Raw genomic sequence first — 17,877 nt, forward strand, 5'->3', positions numbered from 1 at the left:
GCCCTCACTCGGCGGTGATGTTGGCCGCCTTGACCACCTGCGCCCAGCGCTTGGCCTCGGCGTCCATGAAGGCGGCGAACTCCGCGGGCGTGCCGCCACGCAGCTGCAGGCCGACGGCCTCCGCCTTCTTGCGCACCTCGGCGTCGGCCAGCGCCTGGTTGGTCATCGCGTTGACCCGGCGCACGGTCGCCGCGGGCAGCCCGGCCGGGCCGACCAGGCCGTACCAGCCGTAGCCGACGACGGTGGGCAGTCCGAGCTCGCGGAAGGTCGGCGCCTGGGGGTAGACCGGCGACCGCTCCTCGGTGGACGTCGCCAGCACCCGCAGCTTGCCGGCCTGGACGTGGGGCAGCGCCGTCGGGATGGCGGTCAGCGTGGCGTCGATGCGGCCGGCGAGCAGTTCGTTGTAGGCGCCGGCGTCGCCGCGGTACTGCACGTTCAGCCCCTTCACCCCGGCGGCGCGGAACAGCAGCTCCGAGGTCAGGTGCGGCGCCGAGGCCGCGCCCGGCGAGCCGAAGGTCAGGCCGTCGGGGTGGCTGCCGCCGTGCTTCAGCAGCTCGGCCAGAGTCTTGAACGAGGCGGCGTTGACGATGAGGAACAGCGGCGCCAGCGCGGTGCTGACGATCGGCGTGAAGCTCTTGCGCAGGTCGTAGGGCAGCTTGGGGTACAGCGCCTCGCCGATGGCGATCGGCGCGGCGGCGTGCAGCAGCACGCTGCCGTCCGGCGCGGCGTTGGCCACCATCTCGTTGGCGATGCGGGTGCCGGCGCCGGCCTTGTTCTCCACCACGAAGGGCTGGCCGAGCTTCTGCGCCAGGTACTCGCCGAGCACCCGGGTCAGGATGTCGCTCGAGCCGCCGGCCCCGTAGGGCGACACCAGGCGCACCGGTCCCGCCGGCCATTCCTGCGCGGCGGCCGGAAGGGCGCGTGATGCGAGCGCGCCGGCGGTGGCGCCGACGACGCGGCGGCGGGTGATCGTCATGGCGGGGTCTCCTGGGGTCGTGGCACCGACGGCCGTCGCCGGATCGGCGGGTAGGCGTAGCGGCACTCGAGGTGGGCGGCGCCCGGCTGGTACAGCCGCAGCACGACGTAGAACGGTTCGCCCGGTGGCGTCGGCAGCCAGTTGTGGCCGGGGCCCGGGTCGCCGGGCTGCAGGCGCAGGACCAGGCCGCCGTCCGCCTCGCGGCGCAGCCCCGGCGTGCGGTCGCCGATCGAGTAGCGGTCGATCGGGTTGGCGACGAACAGGCAGTCGCTGCGGCGGTACATCGTCAGCGACCAGAACGCGCCCACCTGCGGTTCCTGGCCGGGCGCGAAGCGCAGTTCGTAGGCGCCGTCGCCGTGCAGCGGCAGGCCGTCGGCGTCGGTCTCCGCCAGCGGGTACATCGCCTCTTCGACGCCGAGCGCGCCGATCAGGTTGCGCGCCACCCGGGCCCGGGTCCGCACGTCCTCGCCCCAGTGCGTCCGCACCGCGACCGGCAACGTCCAGCCCTGGCCCAGCGGCTGCCCCTGGCCCTGCTGCCGCAGTTCGTCGTACACCGCGGGCAGCAGCGCATCGAGGTCGGCCGCTGCCAACGGCCAGGTCAACCGCTCGCCGGCGGGCACCGGGTTGCGGCGCAGCGCCGCGTCCACCGTGGCGACGTAGTGGGCGGCCGTCGGCGTGCCGGTGGCGGGCAGGCCGTCGCGTGCGTCCAGCCGCGACGCCGCCTCGCGCCCGTCGGGCCGCTGCAGGCGCAGCTGCGCCTGCAGCGCGTGGACCCGGGCGATGTCCGCCTCGTCGGCGCGGTGGGTGAGGATGCGGCCGATCAGCCAGACGTCCTGCCCCGGTGCCGCGACGACGGTGGACACGTCCGGCGGCACCGTGCCGCGCCAGCCCGGCCCGTGCACCAGCGTGCGCTGCGGCCGGTTGCCGGTGGTGCGGCGGCCGACGTAGGCGAACGGGTTGGTCCAGGCGTCGAGCAGGCCGAGCGTCCAGTAGCGCTCGCCCATGTCCGGCGACTCGATCAGCACCGCACCGTCGGCGAGGTCGAGCCAGGCGTTGCTGTACAGCGTGTCGTTGTTCGGGCTCACCACCTCGCGGTCGTCCGGGCCGAGGAAGCGCCGGGTGTGGGTGAAGTGGTTGACCCAGCGCAGACCGCCGGCGGGGTCGCTGCCGGCGAAGCCTAGGCGGGGATGCCGGCGCGCCGTGGTGGCGGCGCGCATGCGCATCATCTCGAACAGCGGCAGCGTCTGGATCAGGGCGTGGCGCAGGGTGGCCTCGTGTGTCATCCGGGTCCCTCAGGCCATGACGCCCTGTCGCCGCAGCGCGGCGATCTCGTCGCCGGTGTAGCCGGCCTCGGCGAGCACCGCATCGCTGTGCTCGCCCAGGCCGGGGGCGGCGGGCGGGTTGTCACGTGGCGCGTCGCCGAAGCGGTACGGCAGGCCGATCGCCCGGTAGCCGGGCCCGTCGGGCGCGGGCGCATCGACCACCAGCCCGCTCGCCACCAGGTCGGCGCTGCCCAGCACCTGGCCGTAGCGGCGCACCGCGCCGGCGACGATCTGGTGGCGGCCGAGCAGCGCGACGCACTCGTCGCTGCCGAGGTCGGACAGGCACTCGCTCAGCACCGCACGCAGCGCCCCGCGGTGCTCGACGCGCCGGGCGTTGGTGCAGAAGCGCGGGTCGGTCCGCAGGTCGTCCCGCCCCACCACGCGGCAGAAGCGGGCCCAGTGTTCCTCGGCATAGGCCGACAGCACGATGTGGCCGTCGCGGGTGCGCACCAGGTCCGCCGCCGGGGCGTTGTGCGGCTGGCCGTCGCCGATGCGCGTCGGCTCCGGGCCGCCGCCGAGGTAGTCGCACCAGTTCGACGCCTGCAGGTGCATGGCCACCTCGAGCAGCGAGGTTTCCAGCGTCGCGCCGACGCCGCTGCGTTCGCGGCCGAAGAGGGCGGCCAGCACCGCCTGCGCACCGGCCTGCGCGGCCGCCGCGTCGACGATGGGCACGCCGACCTTCTGCGGCGGGCGATCGGCTTCACCGGTCACCGACATCAGCCCGCTCTCGGCCTGCGCCGCGATGTCGTAGCCCGGCCGGTCGGCCGACGGTCCCTGGCTGGGGAAGCCGGCGATGCTGAGGTAGACCAGGCGCGGGTGCAGGGCGCGCACCGTGTCGGGCCCCAGCCCGAGCTTGGCCACGGCACCCGGTCGCAGGTTCTGCACGAGCACGTCGCTGCGACCGATCAGGCGCAGCACGGCCTCGCGCCCCTGCGGCTGCTTGAGGTCGAGGGCGATCGAGCGCTTGCCGCGGTTGTAGGCGCGGACCATCGCCTCGCCGTAGCGGCCGATGTGCCGCGCCTGGTCGCCGGCCAGCGGCTCCACCTTGATCACGTCGGCCCCCAGCTCGGCCAGCGCCATGGCGGCGCCGGGCCCGGCGATGTACTGGCCCAGGTCGATCACCCGGACCCCTTCGAGGGGCCGGACGGCGCCAGCGTTGCCGGCCATGCGGTCTCCTGTCGTTGACGCGGTGTCGACGGCACCGCTGGCCGCGACGATAGGCGCAAGGCCGGGCTGCGCATACTCGCGAATCCTGATCGCCTGATCACCCGGCGTGATCAGGCCTTGGGCTATCGTCACCGCATGGGACGCATGGGCGACGCAGGGGTGGCATCGCGGCTGGACCACCTGGTGCGGCGGCTGCGGCTGCGCCACCTCGAGCTGCTGGTGAAGCTGGGCGGCGTGGCCACGCTGCGCGGGGTGGCGGAGCAGCTCAACCTGAGCCAGCCGGCCATCAGCAAGATGCTGGTGGAGATCGAGGACGCCTTCGGCTCGCGGCTGTTCGAGCGCAGCCGCCAGGGCGTGCGGCCCAATGCGTCCGGTGAGGCGGCCATCCACCACGCCCGGCTGGTGCTGGGTGAGCTGTCGCGGGCCACCGACGCCCTCGAGGCCATGCGCAACGGCGCCTCGGCCCTGCTGCGCCTGGGCACCCTGCCGGTGACGGCGACCGTGCCGGCGGCCATCGTCGACCTGCGCGCGCGCCTGCCGGGCGTCACCGTCCAGATCCGCGAGGGACGGGTGCAGGAGCTGATGCGGCGCCTCGTCGACGGCGAACTCGACTGCGTGTTCGGCGCGGTCACGCCCGAAGGGCTGGCCAGCGATTCGCTGGACGACATCGAGGCCGAGGTGATCGTGCAGGACGGGCTGTGCGTGCTGGCCTCGGCCGCCCACGAACCCGTGCGGCCCGGGCCGCTGCACTGGCGCGACCTGGCGGGCGGGCGCTGGGTGGCCCCGCCCCGCGAGACGCTGGTGCGCCAGGCCTTCATGACCGCCTTCCTCGACGAGGGGCTGGCGCCGCCGGTGCCGGTGATCGAGACCATGTCGTCGGTCACCATCGGCGCGGTGATGCGGCTGGACCCGGCGCTGCTGTGCGCGGTGCGCCGCGAGCACGCCCTCGACGAACTGGCGCGCGGCGGCGTGCGCGAGCTGCCGGTGCTGCCTTCGGTGGGGCTGCCGCCGCTGTGCCTGTTCACCCGGCGCGGCGACATCGACCGTCCCGCGGTGGTCGACGCCTTCGCGCAGGCGCTGCGCCGGTCGGCGGGCGACCGGCGCCGCACGGTTTGACGGGGCAACGCTGGTGTCATCGCGGCGTCGTGCCCGCTCCCGCGCAGCGGCCGCAGGGCCTGGCCGGTCGCGATGCCGTTGGGTTTCGCGGTTCAGTCCCGGCTGAGCCGGCGGAACTGCGTGGGGGGTCATCCGCGTCCAGCGCACGAAGGCACGCCGGAAGTTCGAGGAGTCCGAGTAGCCGGCCACCGCGGCCACCGCTTCGACGCTGTCGCGCGTGACCTGCAGGCGCTGGGTGGCCAGGCGGACCTTCTGCTGCAGCGCGAGCGTCGAGAACGACGTGCCCTCCATCGACAGCCGCCGGCGCAGCGTGCGGTCCGTCATGCGCAGGGCCGCGGCGACCGCCTTCATGCCCGCACCCGGGTCGCCCAGCCGGCGCAGCACCTCCTCCACCTTGCCGGCGAAGCTCCAGGTCGCGTCCAGGTCGGCCAGTTGCGCATCGCAGGCGGCCTCCAGCGCCAGCAGCGTGCGCGCGTCGGCCCAGCGGGGCCGTCGGTCGAGCACCTCCTCGCTCACCCCCAGCCGGTGCGCCGGCGCGTCGAAGCGGCACGGGCAGCGCAACCCGTCGGCATAGGGCCCGGGGTCGGGCGGCGCCGCATGGGCGAAGCAGGCCGTCGCCGGCGGCCGACCGGTGCCCAGCAGTTCAGCGAGCTGCAGCAGCTGCACGGCCATCTGCAGCGCGACGAGGAAGCGGGCCAGCGCGGGCGATGGCTCCGGCAGCGCGGGCGGCGCGAGCGTCCAGCCGACCGCCGGGCCGCGGTCCTGCGCCTGCAGCTCCACCACGCTGCCGGACAGCGCCTGGTAGCGCTGCGCCAGTTGCAGGTACTGGCGCACCGACCGGCTCGACAGCAGCAGGACGCCCACCGGCCCCAGGTCCGCCAGGCGCAGGCGCTGGGCCACCTCGAACGGCAGCGACGCGTCGGCGCACCGCCGCAGCGCGTTGGCGCAGGCCCGCACCGTCTGCGTCCGGCCGACCAGGGCGTCGGCGTCGAAGAGCCGGGCCGCGTCGAGCCCGGTGCCGTCGAGCACCGCCTGTGGCGGCACGCCACGCGCCTGCAGGGTGGCGGTGAGCGCCCGGAGGACGTGGGGCGGGTTCAACCGTTCGCTGCTGCAGGGGTTCGTGGGGGCCATGGCGTCGGCGGCCCGCGTGCAGGCGGTGCCGACGGCCAGTCTGCGAGTCGCCCGGCACGCCACCAATGTGCACGGACGACACCGCGGCGTCGGTGGTCGATGTGCGCGACGGGCGGACCGGGGTCGCCGCCGGCCTAGTTCGCGCAGGTGAAGGAGGCCGCGAGGTTGACGTTGCCCGAGCCGCGGTACTGCGGCCAACGCGGGTGGTCGCACAGCGGCCGCGTGCGGCCCGGCACGCCGGCGGTGTCCGTCACCACCTGCCCGCTGGGCGCCGTGCCCTGCTCGACCCAGCGCTCCAGCGCCGTCAGCGAATCCCAGGCGGCGTTGAACATGGTGCTCACCGCATGCCCGTAGCCCGGCACTTCGTAGTAGCGGGCGAAGGTGTCGACCGTCGCCGGCCCGAACTGCGCCCGCAGCCGCTGGTAGAACTGCTCGGTGGCGCGGGCGCTGACCAGCACGTCCGACGTGCCGTGCGCCAGCAGCAGCTTTCCGCCGCGGGCGACGAAGGCGGACAGGTCGGGGCTGACGTCCAGCATGGTGCTCAGCTCGCTCAGGCGGTTGGCCCAGGGCCCCGGGTTCTCGGGGTCGAGCGTCAGCGAGTTGAACGCCGGGTCGCGCGTGACCGCGTTCTTGATGACCTGGTCCAGCTGCTTGCTGATGTACGGCGCGCCGGCGGGCATCGGCATGGCCGGCGCGGTGCTGCCGAGGTTGAGGAAGGCCACGGTGGCCTGCAGCCCGACGGGCGGCGTGCTGGTGATGCCCAGGTCGGCGCCCCAGACGTTGTAGCCGGGGTAGCCCTGCGACCCGCTGGCGAGGAAGAAGTTGAAGCTGGTCGCCGTGTTCATCGTCTTCAGCGCCGCGATCTGGGCGTCGGACAGGCAGGTGTCGCCGGTGTCCGCGCCGCCGGGGCAGCGCACGGGCGTGCCGTTGAACGTGGCCAAGGCGGGATCGAACAGCGCATTGCACTGCTGCTGTCGGCTGACGATGCCGTCGGCGACGCCGTCCAGCGCGTCGCAGGCCTGCAGCGCGGCGTCGCGGACGAGGATCCGCTTGGCGTTGTTCGGGTAGGCGCCCGGCTGCGCCATGGCGCGGCTCGCGCGGTGTCCGCCGAGCATGGCCGAGAGCTGGTTCCACGCCGGGTACCAGGCGATGACGCCGTCCCAGTCCGCCGGCCAGCGCTGGGCGACGGACAGCGCCTCCCGCCCGCCCGTGGAGCCGCCGGCGAAGTACGACCGGGTCGGCCCGTTCGTGCCGTAGCGCTGGCGGAGGAGGTGCACCGCCGCGTCGCGGGTCTTCTTCAGCGCATGGCCGCCGAAGTTGCGCGTGGCCTCCTCGTTGAGCAGGAACTCGCCGTCGAGCGAGCCGGCCGCCCCGGCCTGGTGGCCCGAATCGCTGGCGAAGGTGGCGTAGCCGCGGCCCAGCGGCGTGGGCTGGTCGCTCGGCCCCGCCGGCACGTTGCCGGCGACGCTGGGGATGGTGCCGTCGAAGCCGCCGCCGCCGAACATCACGGCCTTGCCGTTCCACTGCGTCGGCAGCGCCAGGCGGAAGAGGATGCTGGGCGACGTGGGGTCGACCGGGGCGATGCTGGCGTTGACCAGGCAGTGCTCGGGCACGGCGGCGGCGCCGGTGCCGCTGGCGGCCACCACGGCCGCGGTGGTCACCGTGCCGCCCCCGGTGGGCAGGCCGATGGCCGACGCCGGGATGGCCATGCCGGCCAGCTGCGCACAGGTCATCGCCGCCGCGGGCGGCGCGGCGGGGGCGGCCGGCGCATCGTCTCCGCCGCCGCAGGCGGCCAGCGAGGGCCGACAGGCCCAGGAAACTCAGGGGCAGGCGCGTCTGGCGCTTCGTCACGTTCATGTCGTCTCCGTCGGTGGTGGTGCGGGCGCTCGCACGTCGGTGCACCTGCGGTGCACCAGGCGCCCTGGCCGATCGATCCTAGGAACGACGGACGGCGGCCGACAGGTCGGCCGCGGCAGCGGACCGGTCATCCGCGGCCATCAAGGGAAAGTCCCAGCAGCCCTCGGGGGGCAAGGGTCGGGACGGCGGCGCCACCGGGCGCCGCACGCCATGCTCACCGTGCAGTGCGGCAGGCCTCCCGCGCGTCGGCGAAGGCGCTGCGACCAAGCCAGCGCCACAGGTCGCGCGCGTCTCGCGCACCGCCTCGCACGCGGACCGCACGGCTTTCCACGGCGTCGAGGGCATCACGGTCGCCCGTCCAGATCTCGGTCAGCGCCAGCACCGTCGACTCGACGACCAACGTGGGCTCGGGCCCGGGGTCGTCGCGGCACAGGTCGGCACTGCCGCCCTCCACGACCAGCCACCAGCGGCGCTCGCCGGCGTGTGCATCGGTGAAGCGGAAGTGGATGTGCACCGGACGATCGCGCGGGAACTCGTCAAGGCGAACGAAGCGGCGGATGTCCCACATCAGGAAGCCGGCGTCGAGCTGGCCACGCTTGAGGCGGCTGCCGATCCAGCGCGCGCCCCACTCGCCGAGCGCCATGACGATGGGGCGCAGCTCCTCGCCGGCGCCGGTCAGGTGGTACTCGGCGGGCCCGCCGGCCGTCCTCGCCACGCGCTTGACGACGCCGATCTCCTCGAGCCGGCGCAGCCGCTGCGCCAGCAGCGACGCCGACATGCGCGGCACGCCCCGCCGGATGTCGTTGAAGCGCGTGCTGCCGCACAGCAGCTCGCGCACGACCAGGGGCGTCCAGCGTTCGCCGAACACCTCGGCGCCGCGGGCGACGGTGCAGAACTGACCGTAGTCGATCATGCGTCGAGCCTACCGGGTGCAAGGTCCGCCGGCCAGTCCAGATCTTGGAGCGGTCTCCGGCAGGGACGGGGCGCGGCGGACGGTGCAATTTCTGGACTGGCCCGGCCACGCGTTCGGCGGGACAGTGTCTCCACCGCCGATTCCCGACGGGCATGGATGACAGGAGAAGCGTATGAACCCCGTGCTGCAACCTTCCAGGCCGGCCACCCCGGCCGCCTTCGACGCAGAGAAGTTCAAGACGACGACACGCGCGCAGTGGCAGAGTGCGGCGGACGCATGGCACCGCTGGGGTCCGTTCATCGGCCGCTGGCTGGGAGACGCCACGGAGGCGATGTTCGAGATGGCGCGCGTCGGTCCCGGATGCCGGGTTCTCGATGTCGCGGCCGGGGCGGGCGAGCAGTCGCTCGCGGCGGCGCGCCGCGTCGGTGCCGGCGGCCACGTGCTCTGCACGGACATCGCCCCGGCGCTGCTGGCCCACGCCCAACGCGATGCGCAGGCGGCCGGCCTCGGCCGCATCGTCGCGACGCGGGAACTCGACGGCGAGGCGCTCGCGACCCTGCCGGCGGCCTCGTTCGATGTCGTGATCAGCCGCGTCGGACTGATCTACTTCCCCGACCAGCAACGGGCACTGGCCGGCATGAGGCACGCGCTCAAGCCGGGCGGCCGCGTCGCCGCGATCGTCTACTCGACACCCGACCGCAATGGCTTCTTCTCGATCCCCGTGAGCATCATCCGCGAGCGCGCCCGGCTGCCGCCACCGCTTCCCGGTCAGCCCGGCCCCTTCTCCCTCGGCGGCGACGGCGTGCTCGAGGCCGCGTTCGCGAAGGCGGGATTCAAGGACATTTCGGTGCGACGGATCCCCTCGCCCGCAACGCTGCCCAGCGCGGCGGAGTGCGTGCGCTTCGAGCGCGAGTCCTTCGGCGCGCTTCACCAGATGATGTCCGCGCTCGATGAGCCGCAGCGCGCGCAGGTCTGGCACGACATCGAGGTCGCGCTGGCCTCGTTCGAGACCAGGGATGGCTTCGTCGGCCCCTGCGAGATGCTGGTGGGCGTCGGGGTGGCGTGACGCGGGCGGGCCACCGGTACCGGCCGGCGCCGGTGGCCCAGGCCGTGAGGCCGGCGGCCTCAGGCCGGCGCCGCGTTCCGCCCCTGTTCCTGCTCCAGTGCCTGCTGCCGCGCGCGCAGGGCGAGCCCGAGTTCGCGCAGGTCCAGGCCGGGATTGCCGCGGGCCTTGGGGAACAGCTCGTCGCGTTCCTCCTTCACGTGGTCCTCGACGACGCGCGCCAGGTCGGCCACCCGCTGGTCCATCAGGTCGCCGGGTGTGCCGAGGCCACGGATCTCCGCGATCAGCGCCTTGGCCTGGGCGTGTTCGTCCTCGGCCTCGGCCACCACGTCGGCGGTGGCCGGCAGCGCGTCGCGCAGCGCCGGGTAGAAGATCTCTTCCTCGATCTGCGCGTGCACCGTCAGCTCGTCGCAGATCCTGAGGGCGATGGCGGCGCGGCCGTCGGCGGCCGGCGTGTCGCCGCCGTAAGCCAGGCGCGCGTATTCGACGAACAGGTGCTTGACCGCCAGGTGGTCGGCGTCGAGCAGTTCGCAGGCGTCGTGTTCGACGGGTTCTCGCATTCGGGTGTCCTCGGTCGTCGGGGTGGGGTCAGAGCAGCGGCGGGTCCATCTCGCGGCCGAAATGGCGGTGCCGCGCCAGGCCGGCGATGAACGCGCTCGCGGCGTCGTCGGCCTGGTCGGCGTTCGCGAACAGCAGCCCGCTCGTGCCCTGCGCGTGGGCCTTCTGCAGGCTCGCCGGCAGGCCGGCCTGCGCCAGCAGGGCGCGGGACGCACCGATCGACAGGATGGTCTTGCAGTGCCTGAACTGGTCGCGGATGAACTCCATCGTGTGGCCGTCCTGCGCCAGCGCGGCCACGCCCTCGTCGCCGTCGGGCAGCACCAGCCCGTCGAACAGGAAGCCGGGTTCGTTCTCCAGCGACGCGTCCGCGTCCAGCGTGTCGCCGTCGGCCGTGGGCATGCGGCCGATGCGGGTGCCGACCAGCCGCGCGACGGCGCCGGCCTCGACCAGCGCGGCCTGCACGGCCGACACCGACGCCCCATGGACGCCGGGCGCGACCAGGATCGCCACCTTGCGGCCGCCCAGCGAGCCGTCCCCCGGCCGCGCCATCAGCGACAGCGCCGGCGACTTCGTCACCTCGGGCTCGGCCGGCTGCGCCAGCGCCGGTGGCAGCGGGTCGGGCAGGGGGTCGATGCCCAGCCCCATCGCCACCTTTTTCGCCAGCGCCTCGGAGGCATTGCGCAGCATCGCCACCGTGCGGTGCCGGATCGCCGGCACCGTCACCTTCGACAACTCGAAGCGGAAGGCGTTGGCGATGTGGTCCTGTTCGACCGGCGTCTGGCTGTCGAAGAACAGCCGCGCCTGCGTGTAGTGGTCGGCGAACTTCTCCGGCTTGGCGCGCACCTTGGCCTGGTCCTCGGTGGCCTGCAGCCGTGCCGGCACCGACACGAAGCCCTGCGCCGCGCCGGCCTGGAACGGGCAGCCGCCGCCCAGCGAATTGGGCTCGTAGGACACGCGGCCGCGGTGGATGGCCTGGCGGTGCAGGCCGTCGCGCTGGTTGTTGTGCACCGGCGCCACCGGAGCGTTGATCGGGATCTCGTGGAAGTTCGGGCCGCCCAGCCGCGAGATCTGCGTGTCGACGTACGAGTGGATGCGGCCGGCCAGCAGCGGGTCGTTGGAGAAGTCCAGGCCCGGCACGACGTGCGCGGTGCAGAAGGCCACCTGCTCCGTCTCGGCGAAGAAGTTGTCGGGGTTGCGGTTCAGCACCATGCGGCCGACCGGCCGGATGGGAACCAGTTCCTCCGGCACGACCTTCGTCGCGTCGAGGATGTCGAAGCTGAAGGCTTCCGCCTGCTCCTCGGTGAAGACCTGCAGGCCCAGCTCGTACTCGGGGTAGTGGCCGGACTCGATGCGCTCCCACAGGTCGCGCCGGTGGTAGTCGGGGTCGGCGCCGGAGATCTTCACCGCCTCGTCCCACACCAGCGAATGCGTGCCGGCCTTGGGCGTCCAGTGGAACTTGACGAACACCGAGTCGCCCTGCGCATTGACCATGCGGAAGGTGTGCACGCCGAAGCCCTGCATCGTGGCGTAGCTGCGCGGGATGGCGCGATCGCTCATCACCCACATCAGCATGTGGGTGGACTCGGGCATCAGCGAGACGAAGTCCCAGAAGGTGTCGTGCGCGCTGGCCGCCTGCGGCATCTGGTGGTGCGGCTCGGGCTTGACCGCGTGCACGAGGTCCGGGAACTTCATCGCGTCCTGGATGAAGAACACCGGGATGTTGTTGCCCACCAGGTCCCAGTTGCCTTCGTCGGTGTAGAACTTGACCGCGAAGCCGCGCACGTCGCGCGCGGTGTCCTTCGACCCGCGTTCGCCCTGCACGGTGGAGAAGCGGACGAACACCGGCGTGACCTTGCCGGCGGCCTGGAACGGCGCCGCGCGGGTGATGTCGGTCAGCGCGTCGTAGCACTCGAAGAAGCCGTGCGCGCCGGAGCCGCGGGCGTGCACGATGCGCTCGGGGATGCGCTCGTGGTCGAAGTGGGTGATCTTCTCGCGGAGGATGAAGTCCTCCAGCAGCACCGGGCCGCGCAGGCCGGCCTTCAGCGAGTTCTGGTTGTCGGCGACCGGCACGCCCTGGTTGGTCGTGAGGCGACGCCCGGCCGCATCCACGCGGACGCGGTCGAGGGTGTCGATCGTCGCGTTGACGCCCTCGGGCGCGACGCTGCCGGTCTTGGCCGAGGCGTTGTCCTCCGACAGCGTGCTGCCGACGGCCATCCGCGACGGCGGGCTGACGCTCGCGCCCTGCGGCGGTCGCACGCCGTTGGCGAAACCGTGCTCGGCGGCCTTGTTCGGGTTGTCGGGCATGGCGGCGACCATGTCCTCCACCTGCGCCATCTTGCGGCTGGCCGCGTCGAAGGTGGCGGCGGTGACGGCGCTCGGTCCGCTGTCGGTGTTGCGGGCGGCGGATTTCGCGGCCGCGCGCTTGGCCGGCTTGGCAGGGGTCTTGGTGGACTTGGGCATGGTCGGCGTGTTGGCGCGGACACGATGCCGCGCCGCCGCATGGGCAACCGCTGTTCCCGCGTGCGACCGCCGCCGCGACGCGCCGGCCGTCAATTCAGCCGGCCGGCTCCCCGCGACCGCTCAGGTGCCACAACCTCAGCGCGAGGTGCAGCTCCAGCGCCCGCGTCGCCTGCCCCCAGTGGCCGAGCAGTTCCTCCACCGTCGCCAGCCGCTGGCGCATCGTGTTGACGTGGATCTGCAGCCGCTGCGCGGCGCTCTTGGCGTTCTGGTTGCAATCGAAGTAGCACAGCAGGGTGGCGGCCAGGTCGGTGCCCCGCTTGCGGTCGTGCGCCAGCAGGGCGCCGAGGGTGGCTTCGAGGAACTCGGCCAGGCTGGACTGGTCGTGGGTCTCGAACAGCGTGGCGTACAGCGCCAGCTCGTTCTGCGCCACCACCTGGCCCTGGATGCCGATGCGCTTGAGCACCGCCAGCGACCGCTTGAGCGTGGCGTACAGCGCAGGCAGCTGGGCGGGGCCGGTGACCGGGCGCGACAGCACGCCGCGGTGCACCGCGCCCAGTTCGCGCCGGGCCCAGGTGGTCATCGCCTGCCGCAGGTCGTGCGCCTGCGTGGCCGCGCCCAGCACCACGAGCAGCCCGTCGACGTCGTCCACCAGCACCTGACCGGCCGGGGCCAGGGCGCGCAGCCGCCGCGCGGCGAAGCCGGCGCTGACGCCGTCGACCTCGACCAGCATCAGCGCCAGCGGCTGCGACAGGTTCAGGCCGTGGCCCTCGGCCCGGTTGGCCAGCAGCGCCGGCTCGTCCTGCCGCGGCGAGACCAGCGAGCGCAGCAGCGCCGCGGCATCGCGGCTGCGCGTGGCCTCCATGCGCTCCTGCGACAGCAGCACGATGCCGATGACGCTGGAGCAGCGTTCGAAGGTGCGCACGGCCACCTCCTCCAGGCCGCCGCGGTGGAAGAGCAGGATCGAGCCCAGCACGTCCTCGCCGCCGATGACCGGCATCACCCGGCAGGACTCGCCGTCGGCCTCGAAGGCGGGTACCGACCGCCCGGCCTGGCGCGACCGGCGCAGGGCCTGGGCCAGCGCCGCGCTGGACGGGCCGTGGGGCGAATAGGCCGCGGCGCCCGCGCCGTCGTAGCCGCCGGCGACGCCGCGGCTGACCACCTGGGCCGCCTCGTCGAGCACCAGCACGCTGCCGCCGAGCAGCTGCGCCACCGACTGGCACAGCGTGGACAGCGACGCGCCGCGTGCCAGCAGCGAAGTCATCTGCTCGTGCGCGTCGGCGGCGGCCTGGATGTTGCGCACGTGCCGCTCCAGCTCCGCGCGCGCCTGGTCGGCCCGGTCCAGCGCCGTCCTGACCTGCTCGAAGTCGCGCGCGTTCTTCAGCGCCACCGCGCCGTGGGTGGCCAGCGTGCACAGGATGGAGATGCTCTGCGCGGTGTGCATGCGGTGGTAGCGGTCGGCGACGAACAGCAGGCCGATGACGTCGTCCTTCCACACCAGCGGCACGCCCACCAGCGCGGCGATGCCTTCGGCGCGGAAGGTGTCGTCCAGCCGGGCGTCGTGGACGAAGCGCTTGTCGTGCAGGTAGTCCGGCGTGGTGAACGGCAGCCGCGTCGACATGACCACGCTCGCCACGCCGAGGTCGTGTCGGGTGACCATGCCCGACGTGCCCTGCGCCAGCGCGCCGTCGGCGACGACGACGCGGAACTCCCCCGGCTCCGGCTCATAGACCGACAGCCAGGCGACGTCGGAGCCGAGCAGGTGGCGCGCGCGCGAGACGATGGTGCTCAGCAGCTCCTGCAGGTCGAGCCGGCTGGACAGGTCCTGCGCGGACTCGATGACCGCCAGCATGCCGCGCTCGCGCTGCTGCTGCAGCTCCAGGCGGTTGCGCACCGCCATCGCCATGCGCACGGTCTCCACCAGCGTCGACTTGCCCGGCCGGCCATCGGGCAGGCGCTCGGCCGCGGCCAGGCGCTGGGCGAAGTCCTCCGCCGGCGCGCCCTGGTGCAGCAGGCTCACCAGTTCGCCGCTCAGGCTGTCGCCGTCGTCCATCCGCAGAGGGCTTCGCATGTCGTCTCCGTTGTGCTCGTCGGGGGCCGTCGCAGCGCCGGCGAGGCCGCGGAAAGGCTAGCAGATGCAGGCGCTCGCCGCGCCCGGACGGCGGCGTCGCCGCCCACATGAAATCGCCGGCGGGGGTGTGCGTGCGCCACATTGGGCCGGCTGGAGGCGGCTTCCATACTGGCCTGCCGCGGAGGACGTCAGCCGAGCCGTCGCGGCCAAGGACCGACATGCCCATCCTCGACTCCCTGCGCCCCACGCCGAACCTGCGTGTCCTCGTCACCGCCGGTGCCAGCGGCATCGGGGCGGTGGTCGCCCGCGCCTTCCATGAAGCCGGTGCCCAGGTGCACGTCTGCGACGTCGACCGCGCGGCGCTGGACCGGTTGAGCCGCGAGGTGCCGGGCATCACCGGCAGCATGGCCGACGCGGCCGTGGCGGCCGACGTGGACCTGGTGTTCGACGACGTGCAGGGCACGCTGGGCGGCCTCGACGTGCTGGTCAACAACGCCGGCATCGCCGGTCCGACCGGCCCGATCGAGGGCATCGAGGGCGCCGACTGGGAGCGCACCGTGGCCGTCAACCTCAACAGCCAGTACTACTTCGCGCGGCGCGCGGTGCCGATGCTGAAGCAGTCGCGCGCCGGCCCGGTGTTGATCGCCATGGGGTCGGTGGCCGGCCGCCTGGGCTACCCCTTCCGCACGCCCTACGCCTCGACCAAGTGGGCCATCGTCGGGCTGATGAAGTCGCTGGCCATCGAGCTCGGGCCGTCCGGCATCCGCGTCAACGCCATCCTCCCCGGCACGGTCGAAGGCGAGCGCATGCGCTCGGTCATCGCCGCGCGCGCGGCGGCCCTGGGCCTGAGCGCGGACGCCGTGCGCGAGCAGTACCTGAACAAGATCTCGCTGCGCCGCATGGTGACCGCGGAAGACGTGGCGGCCCTGGCGCTGTTCCTGTGTTCGCCGGCCGCACGCAACCTGAGCGGCCAGGCCATCAGCGTGGACGGCAACGTGGAATACCTCTGAGTCCGCCGCGCCGGCCCCACAACAACCCAAGGAGACATGATGCCGATCCGACCCCTCGCCACCACCGTGCCCGCCCTGCTGCTGTGCGCCGCCGCCCAGGCCGCGCCGGTGAAGATCGCCGTGCTGGAGACGCTCTCCGGCCCGCAGGCGGCTTCCGGCCAGGCCTACCGCGCGGCGGTGCGCTACACCGTCGACCGCCTCAACGCCGCCGGCGGCTGGAACGGCCAGCCGGTGCAGCTGGTCGAGTACGACAACCAGGGCGGCCCGGCCGGCGCGGCGGACAAGCTCAAGGCGGCCATCGCCGACGGCGTGCAGATCGTCGTGCAGGGCGCGTCGTCGGCCATCGGCGGCCAGATCACCGAGGACGTTCGCAAGCACAACCTGCGCAACCCCGGCAAGGAGATCGTCTACATCAACGTCGGCGCCGAGGCGCTGGAGCTCACCGGCGAGAAGTGCAACTTCCACCACTTCCGCATGGCCGGCAACGCCCAGGTGCGCGGCAAGGCGCTGGTGGCCGCGATGAAGCAGGCCAACGCGCTGGGCAGCAAGGTCTACGCCATCAACCAGAACTACTCCTGGGGCCAGGACATGGAGAAGGCCATCGTGGACAACGCCGGCGCCGGCGGCTACCAGGTGGTCGACAAGACGCTGCACGACGTCAACAAGGTGCAGGACTTCGCGCCCTACGTGGCCAAGATCTCCAGCTCGCAGGCCGACGCGGTGCTCACCGGCAACTGGTCGAACGACCTGCTGCTGCTGATGAAGGCGTCCAAGGCCGCGGGGCTGAAGGCGCGCTTCGGCACGGTATACCTCGACCAGCCGGGCAACCTGTCCAACGCCGGCGACACGGCGGTCGGCCACTTCGTCGTGCACACCTTCAACCCCGAGGCCGGCGGCGCCGAGGGCGAGCGCTTCGTCAAGGACTACACCGCCAAGACCGGCCGCCCGCCGGTGTTCATCGAACCGCAGACGGTGTTCGGGCTGGAGATGGTGGCCGATGCGCTCAAGCGCACCAAGCCGGCCGGCGGCGGCGCGCTGGACGTCAACGCCTTCGCCCGCAACCTGGAGACCGCGAAGGTGAAGACGCCGATCGGCGAGATGAGCATGCGCGCGTCCGACCACCAGGCGCTGCTGCCGCTGGTGGTGTCCACCGTGACCAAGGACGCCAAGTACAAGGTCGACGACACCGACATGGGCTTCAAGCCGGTGAAGGTGTTCAGCGCCGAGGAGGCGGCGGTGCCGGCGCAGGCCAGCTGCAAGATGCAGCGCCCGAACTGACCCCGCTGCCGCGACGATGGACACGCTGGTCTTCTCGCTGCTCAACGGGGTCGTCTACGGCCTGCTGCTGTTCATGGTGTCGGCCGGGCTGACGCTCATCTTCGGGATGATGGGCGTGCTCAACTTCGCGCACGCCTCGTTCTACATGCTGGGCGCGTACTTCGCCTACACGCTGCAGGGGCTGGTGGGCTTCGCCGCGGCGGTGGTGCTGGCCACGGTGCTGGCCGGCGCCGTCGGCGTGGCGGTGGAGCGCTGGTTCCTGCGCCGGGTGCACCGCCACGGCCATGCGCACGAGCTGCTGCTCACCTTCGGCCTGTCGTTCATCATCGCCGAGGCCATCAAGCTGGTCTTCGGCAACTACCCGGTCGACTACCGCATCCCCAAGGCGATGGACGTCGCGGCCTTCACGCTGGGCGGTCAGCAGTACCCGGCCTACCGGCTGCTGATGGGCGGCGTGGCGATCGTCATGTTCGCCCTCGTCTACCTGCTGCTGACGCGCACCCGGGTCGGCATCGTGGTGCGCTCGGCCATCTACCGCCCGCGCATGGCCGAGGCGCTGGGCCATAACGTGCAGCGGGTGTTCATGGCGGTGTTCGGCGTCGGCGCGGCACTCGCCGGGCTGGCCGGGGCGGTGGCCGGCGCCTTCTACACCACCAGCCCCAACATGGCGCTCGAGATCGGCGTCATGGTCTTCGTCATCGTGGTCGTCGGCGGGCTGGGCTCGCTGGGCGGGGCGATGCTGGCCTCGCTGCTGATCGGCGTCATGACGTCGCTGGCGGTGTCGGTGGACGCCAGCCTGGCCGACCTGTTGCGGCCGCTGGGCGCGCACGACTGGGCCGAGGGCGTGGGCGGGCTGCTGACGCTGAAGCTGTCCAGCCTGGCGGCCACGCTGCCCTTCGCGCTGATGCTGCTGGTGCTGCTGGTGCGCCCTTCGGGGCTGATGGGCGAGAAGGCCTGA

At 73.0% G+C, this 17,877-nt stretch carries 13 protein-coding genes and 1 pseudogene; 5 read left to right on the plus strand and 9 right to left on the minus strand.

The window, feature by feature from the left end; all coding sequences use genetic code 11:
• Positions 1-4 precede the first annotated feature (4 nt).
• The 3 genes from LRS07_RS05315 to LRS07_RS05325 are packed head-to-tail and all read right to left on the minus strand — an operon-like array spanning position 5 to position 3,465.
• Positions 5-976 (minus strand): Bug family tripartite tricarboxylate transporter substrate binding protein, encoded by a 972-nt coding sequence (locus tag LRS07_RS05315; RefSeq protein ID WP_260500943.1) that lies wholly within the window; start codon positions 974-976, stop codon positions 5-7.
• Positions 973-2,259, minus strand: coding sequence for a DUF1254 domain-containing protein (locus LRS07_RS05320; RefSeq protein ID WP_260500944.1), 1,287 nt, complete (start codon positions 2,257-2,259; stop codon positions 973-975). Before LRS07_RS05320 ends, LRS07_RS05315 begins: the two co-directional genes overlap by 4 nt.
• Before the next feature lie 9 nt (positions 2,260-2,268).
• Positions 2,269-3,465, minus strand: a complete 1,197-nt coding sequence (locus tag LRS07_RS05325; RefSeq protein ID WP_260500945.1) for a CaiB/BaiF CoA transferase family protein — start codon at positions 3,463-3,465, stop codon at positions 2,269-2,271.
• Positions 3,466-3,609: 144 nt separating this feature from the next.
• Between LRS07_RS05325 and LRS07_RS05330 the strand changes: the two genes are divergently transcribed.
• On the plus strand, positions 3,610-4,581 hold the full coding sequence (locus LRS07_RS05330) for a LysR substrate-binding domain-containing protein (protein ID WP_260500946.1): 972 nt from the start codon (positions 3,610-3,612) through the stop codon (positions 4,579-4,581).
• A 129-nt stretch (positions 4,582-4,710) separates the two neighbouring features.
• On the opposite strand, the pseudogene LRS07_RS22185 reads toward LRS07_RS05330, so the two are convergent.
• The 3 genes and pseudogenes from LRS07_RS22185 to LRS07_RS05340 form a co-directional block, all read right to left on the minus strand.
• Positions 4,711-5,712, minus strand: a pseudogene (locus LRS07_RS22185) (AraC family transcriptional regulator); the annotation flags it as partial.
• Between the two features lie 134 nt (positions 5,713-5,846).
• On the minus strand, positions 5,847-7,445 hold the full coding sequence (locus tag LRS07_RS05335; protein ID WP_260500947.1) for a tannase/feruloyl esterase family alpha/beta hydrolase: 1,599 nt from the start codon (positions 7,443-7,445) through the stop codon (positions 5,847-5,849).
• A gap of 338 nt (positions 7,446-7,783) precedes the next feature.
• Positions 7,784-8,482, minus strand: a complete 699-nt coding sequence (locus LRS07_RS05340; RefSeq protein WP_260500948.1) for a winged helix-turn-helix transcriptional regulator — start codon at positions 8,480-8,482, stop codon at positions 7,784-7,786.
• A 172-nt stretch (positions 8,483-8,654) separates the two neighbouring features.
• Between LRS07_RS05340 and LRS07_RS05345 the strand changes: the two genes are divergently transcribed.
• Positions 8,655-9,548: a class I SAM-dependent methyltransferase gene (locus tag LRS07_RS05345; RefSeq protein ID WP_260500949.1), complete on the plus strand. Its 894-nt coding sequence runs from the start codon at positions 8,655-8,657 to the stop codon at positions 9,546-9,548.
• 59 nt (positions 9,549-9,607) lie between these two features.
• Here LRS07_RS05345 and LRS07_RS05350 read toward each other — a convergent pair whose 3' ends face one another.
• The 3 genes from LRS07_RS05350 to LRS07_RS05360 form a co-directional block, all read right to left on the minus strand.
• Entirely contained in the window at positions 9,608-10,105 is a 498-nt protein-coding gene (locus LRS07_RS05350; RefSeq protein WP_260500950.1) for a hemerythrin domain-containing protein, read from the minus strand.
• A gap of 28 nt (positions 10,106-10,133) precedes the next feature.
• Positions 10,134-12,563, minus strand: a complete 2,430-nt coding sequence (locus LRS07_RS05355; RefSeq protein ID WP_260500951.1) for a catalase — start codon at positions 12,561-12,563, stop codon at positions 10,134-10,136.
• A 94-nt stretch (positions 12,564-12,657) separates the two neighbouring features.
• Positions 12,658-14,631 (minus strand): helix-turn-helix domain-containing protein, encoded by a 1,974-nt coding sequence (locus LRS07_RS05360; RefSeq protein WP_260500952.1) that lies wholly within the window; start codon positions 14,629-14,631, stop codon positions 12,658-12,660.
• A 218-nt stretch (positions 14,632-14,849) separates the two neighbouring features.
• Here LRS07_RS05360 and LRS07_RS05365 point away from each other — a divergent pair, with 218 nt between their 5' ends.
• The 3 genes from LRS07_RS05365 to LRS07_RS05375 are packed head-to-tail and all read left to right on the plus strand — an operon-like array spanning position 14,850 to position 17,877.
• Positions 14,850-15,641: an SDR family oxidoreductase gene (locus LRS07_RS05365; protein ID WP_260500953.1), complete on the plus strand. Its 792-nt coding sequence runs from the start codon at positions 14,850-14,852 to the stop codon at positions 15,639-15,641.
• 39 nt (positions 15,642-15,680) lie between these two features.
• Positions 15,681-16,919, plus strand: coding sequence for a branched-chain amino acid ABC transporter substrate-binding protein (locus tag LRS07_RS05370; protein WP_260500954.1), 1,239 nt, complete (start codon positions 15,681-15,683; stop codon positions 16,917-16,919).
• 16 nt (positions 16,920-16,935) lie between these two features.
• Entirely contained in the window at positions 16,936-17,877 is a 942-nt protein-coding gene (locus LRS07_RS05375) for a branched-chain amino acid ABC transporter permease (protein ID WP_260499465.1), read from the plus strand.

The sequence above is a fragment of the Aquabacterium sp. J223 genome, assembly GCF_024666615.1.
Taxonomy (GTDB): Bacteria; Pseudomonadota; Gammaproteobacteria; order Burkholderiales; family Burkholderiaceae_C; genus J223.

What these genes read in the sequence shown, in the direction of transcription:
- LRS07_RS05315 (WP_260500943.1), bottom strand. Translation starts at nt 976, where the DNA reads ATGACGATCACCCGCCGCCGCGTCGTCGGCGCCACCGCCGGCGCGCTC.
- LRS07_RS05320 (WP_260500944.1), bottom strand. Translation starts at nt 2,259, where the DNA reads ATGACACACGAGGCCACCCTGCGCCACGCCCTGATCCAGACGCTGCCG.
- LRS07_RS05325 (WP_260500945.1), bottom strand. Translation starts at nt 3,465, where the DNA reads ATGGCCGGCAACGCTGGCGCCGTCCGGCCCCTCGAAGGGGTCCGGGTG.
- LRS07_RS05330 (WP_260500946.1), top strand. Translation starts at nt 3,610, where the DNA reads ATGGGCGACGCAGGGGTGGCATCGCGGCTGGACCACCTGGTGCGGCGG.
- LRS07_RS05335 (WP_260500947.1), bottom strand. Translation starts at nt 7,445, where the DNA reads ATGACCTGTGCGCAGCTGGCCGGCATGGCCATCCCGGCGTCGGCCATC.
- LRS07_RS05340 (WP_260500948.1), bottom strand. Translation starts at nt 8,482, where the DNA reads ATGATCGACTACGGTCAGTTCTGCACCGTCGCCCGCGGCGCCGAGGTG.
- LRS07_RS05345 (WP_260500949.1), top strand. Translation starts at nt 8,655, where the DNA reads ATGAACCCCGTGCTGCAACCTTCCAGGCCGGCCACCCCGGCCGCCTTC.
- LRS07_RS05350 (WP_260500950.1), bottom strand. Translation starts at nt 10,105, where the DNA reads ATGCGAGAACCCGTCGAACACGACGCCTGCGAACTGCTCGACGCCGAC.
- LRS07_RS05355 (WP_260500951.1), bottom strand. Translation starts at nt 12,563, where the DNA reads ATGCCCAAGTCCACCAAGACCCCTGCCAAGCCGGCCAAGCGCGCGGCC.
- LRS07_RS05360 (WP_260500952.1), bottom strand. Translation starts at nt 14,631, where the DNA reads ATGCGAAGCCCTCTGCGGATGGACGACGGCGACAGCCTGAGCGGCGAA.
- LRS07_RS05365 (WP_260500953.1), top strand. Translation starts at nt 14,850, where the DNA reads ATGCCCATCCTCGACTCCCTGCGCCCCACGCCGAACCTGCGTGTCCTC.
- LRS07_RS05370 (WP_260500954.1), top strand. Translation starts at nt 15,681, where the DNA reads ATGCCGATCCGACCCCTCGCCACCACCGTGCCCGCCCTGCTGCTGTGC.
- LRS07_RS05375 (WP_260499465.1), top strand. Translation starts at nt 16,936, where the DNA reads ATGGACACGCTGGTCTTCTCGCTGCTCAACGGGGTCGTCTACGGCCTG.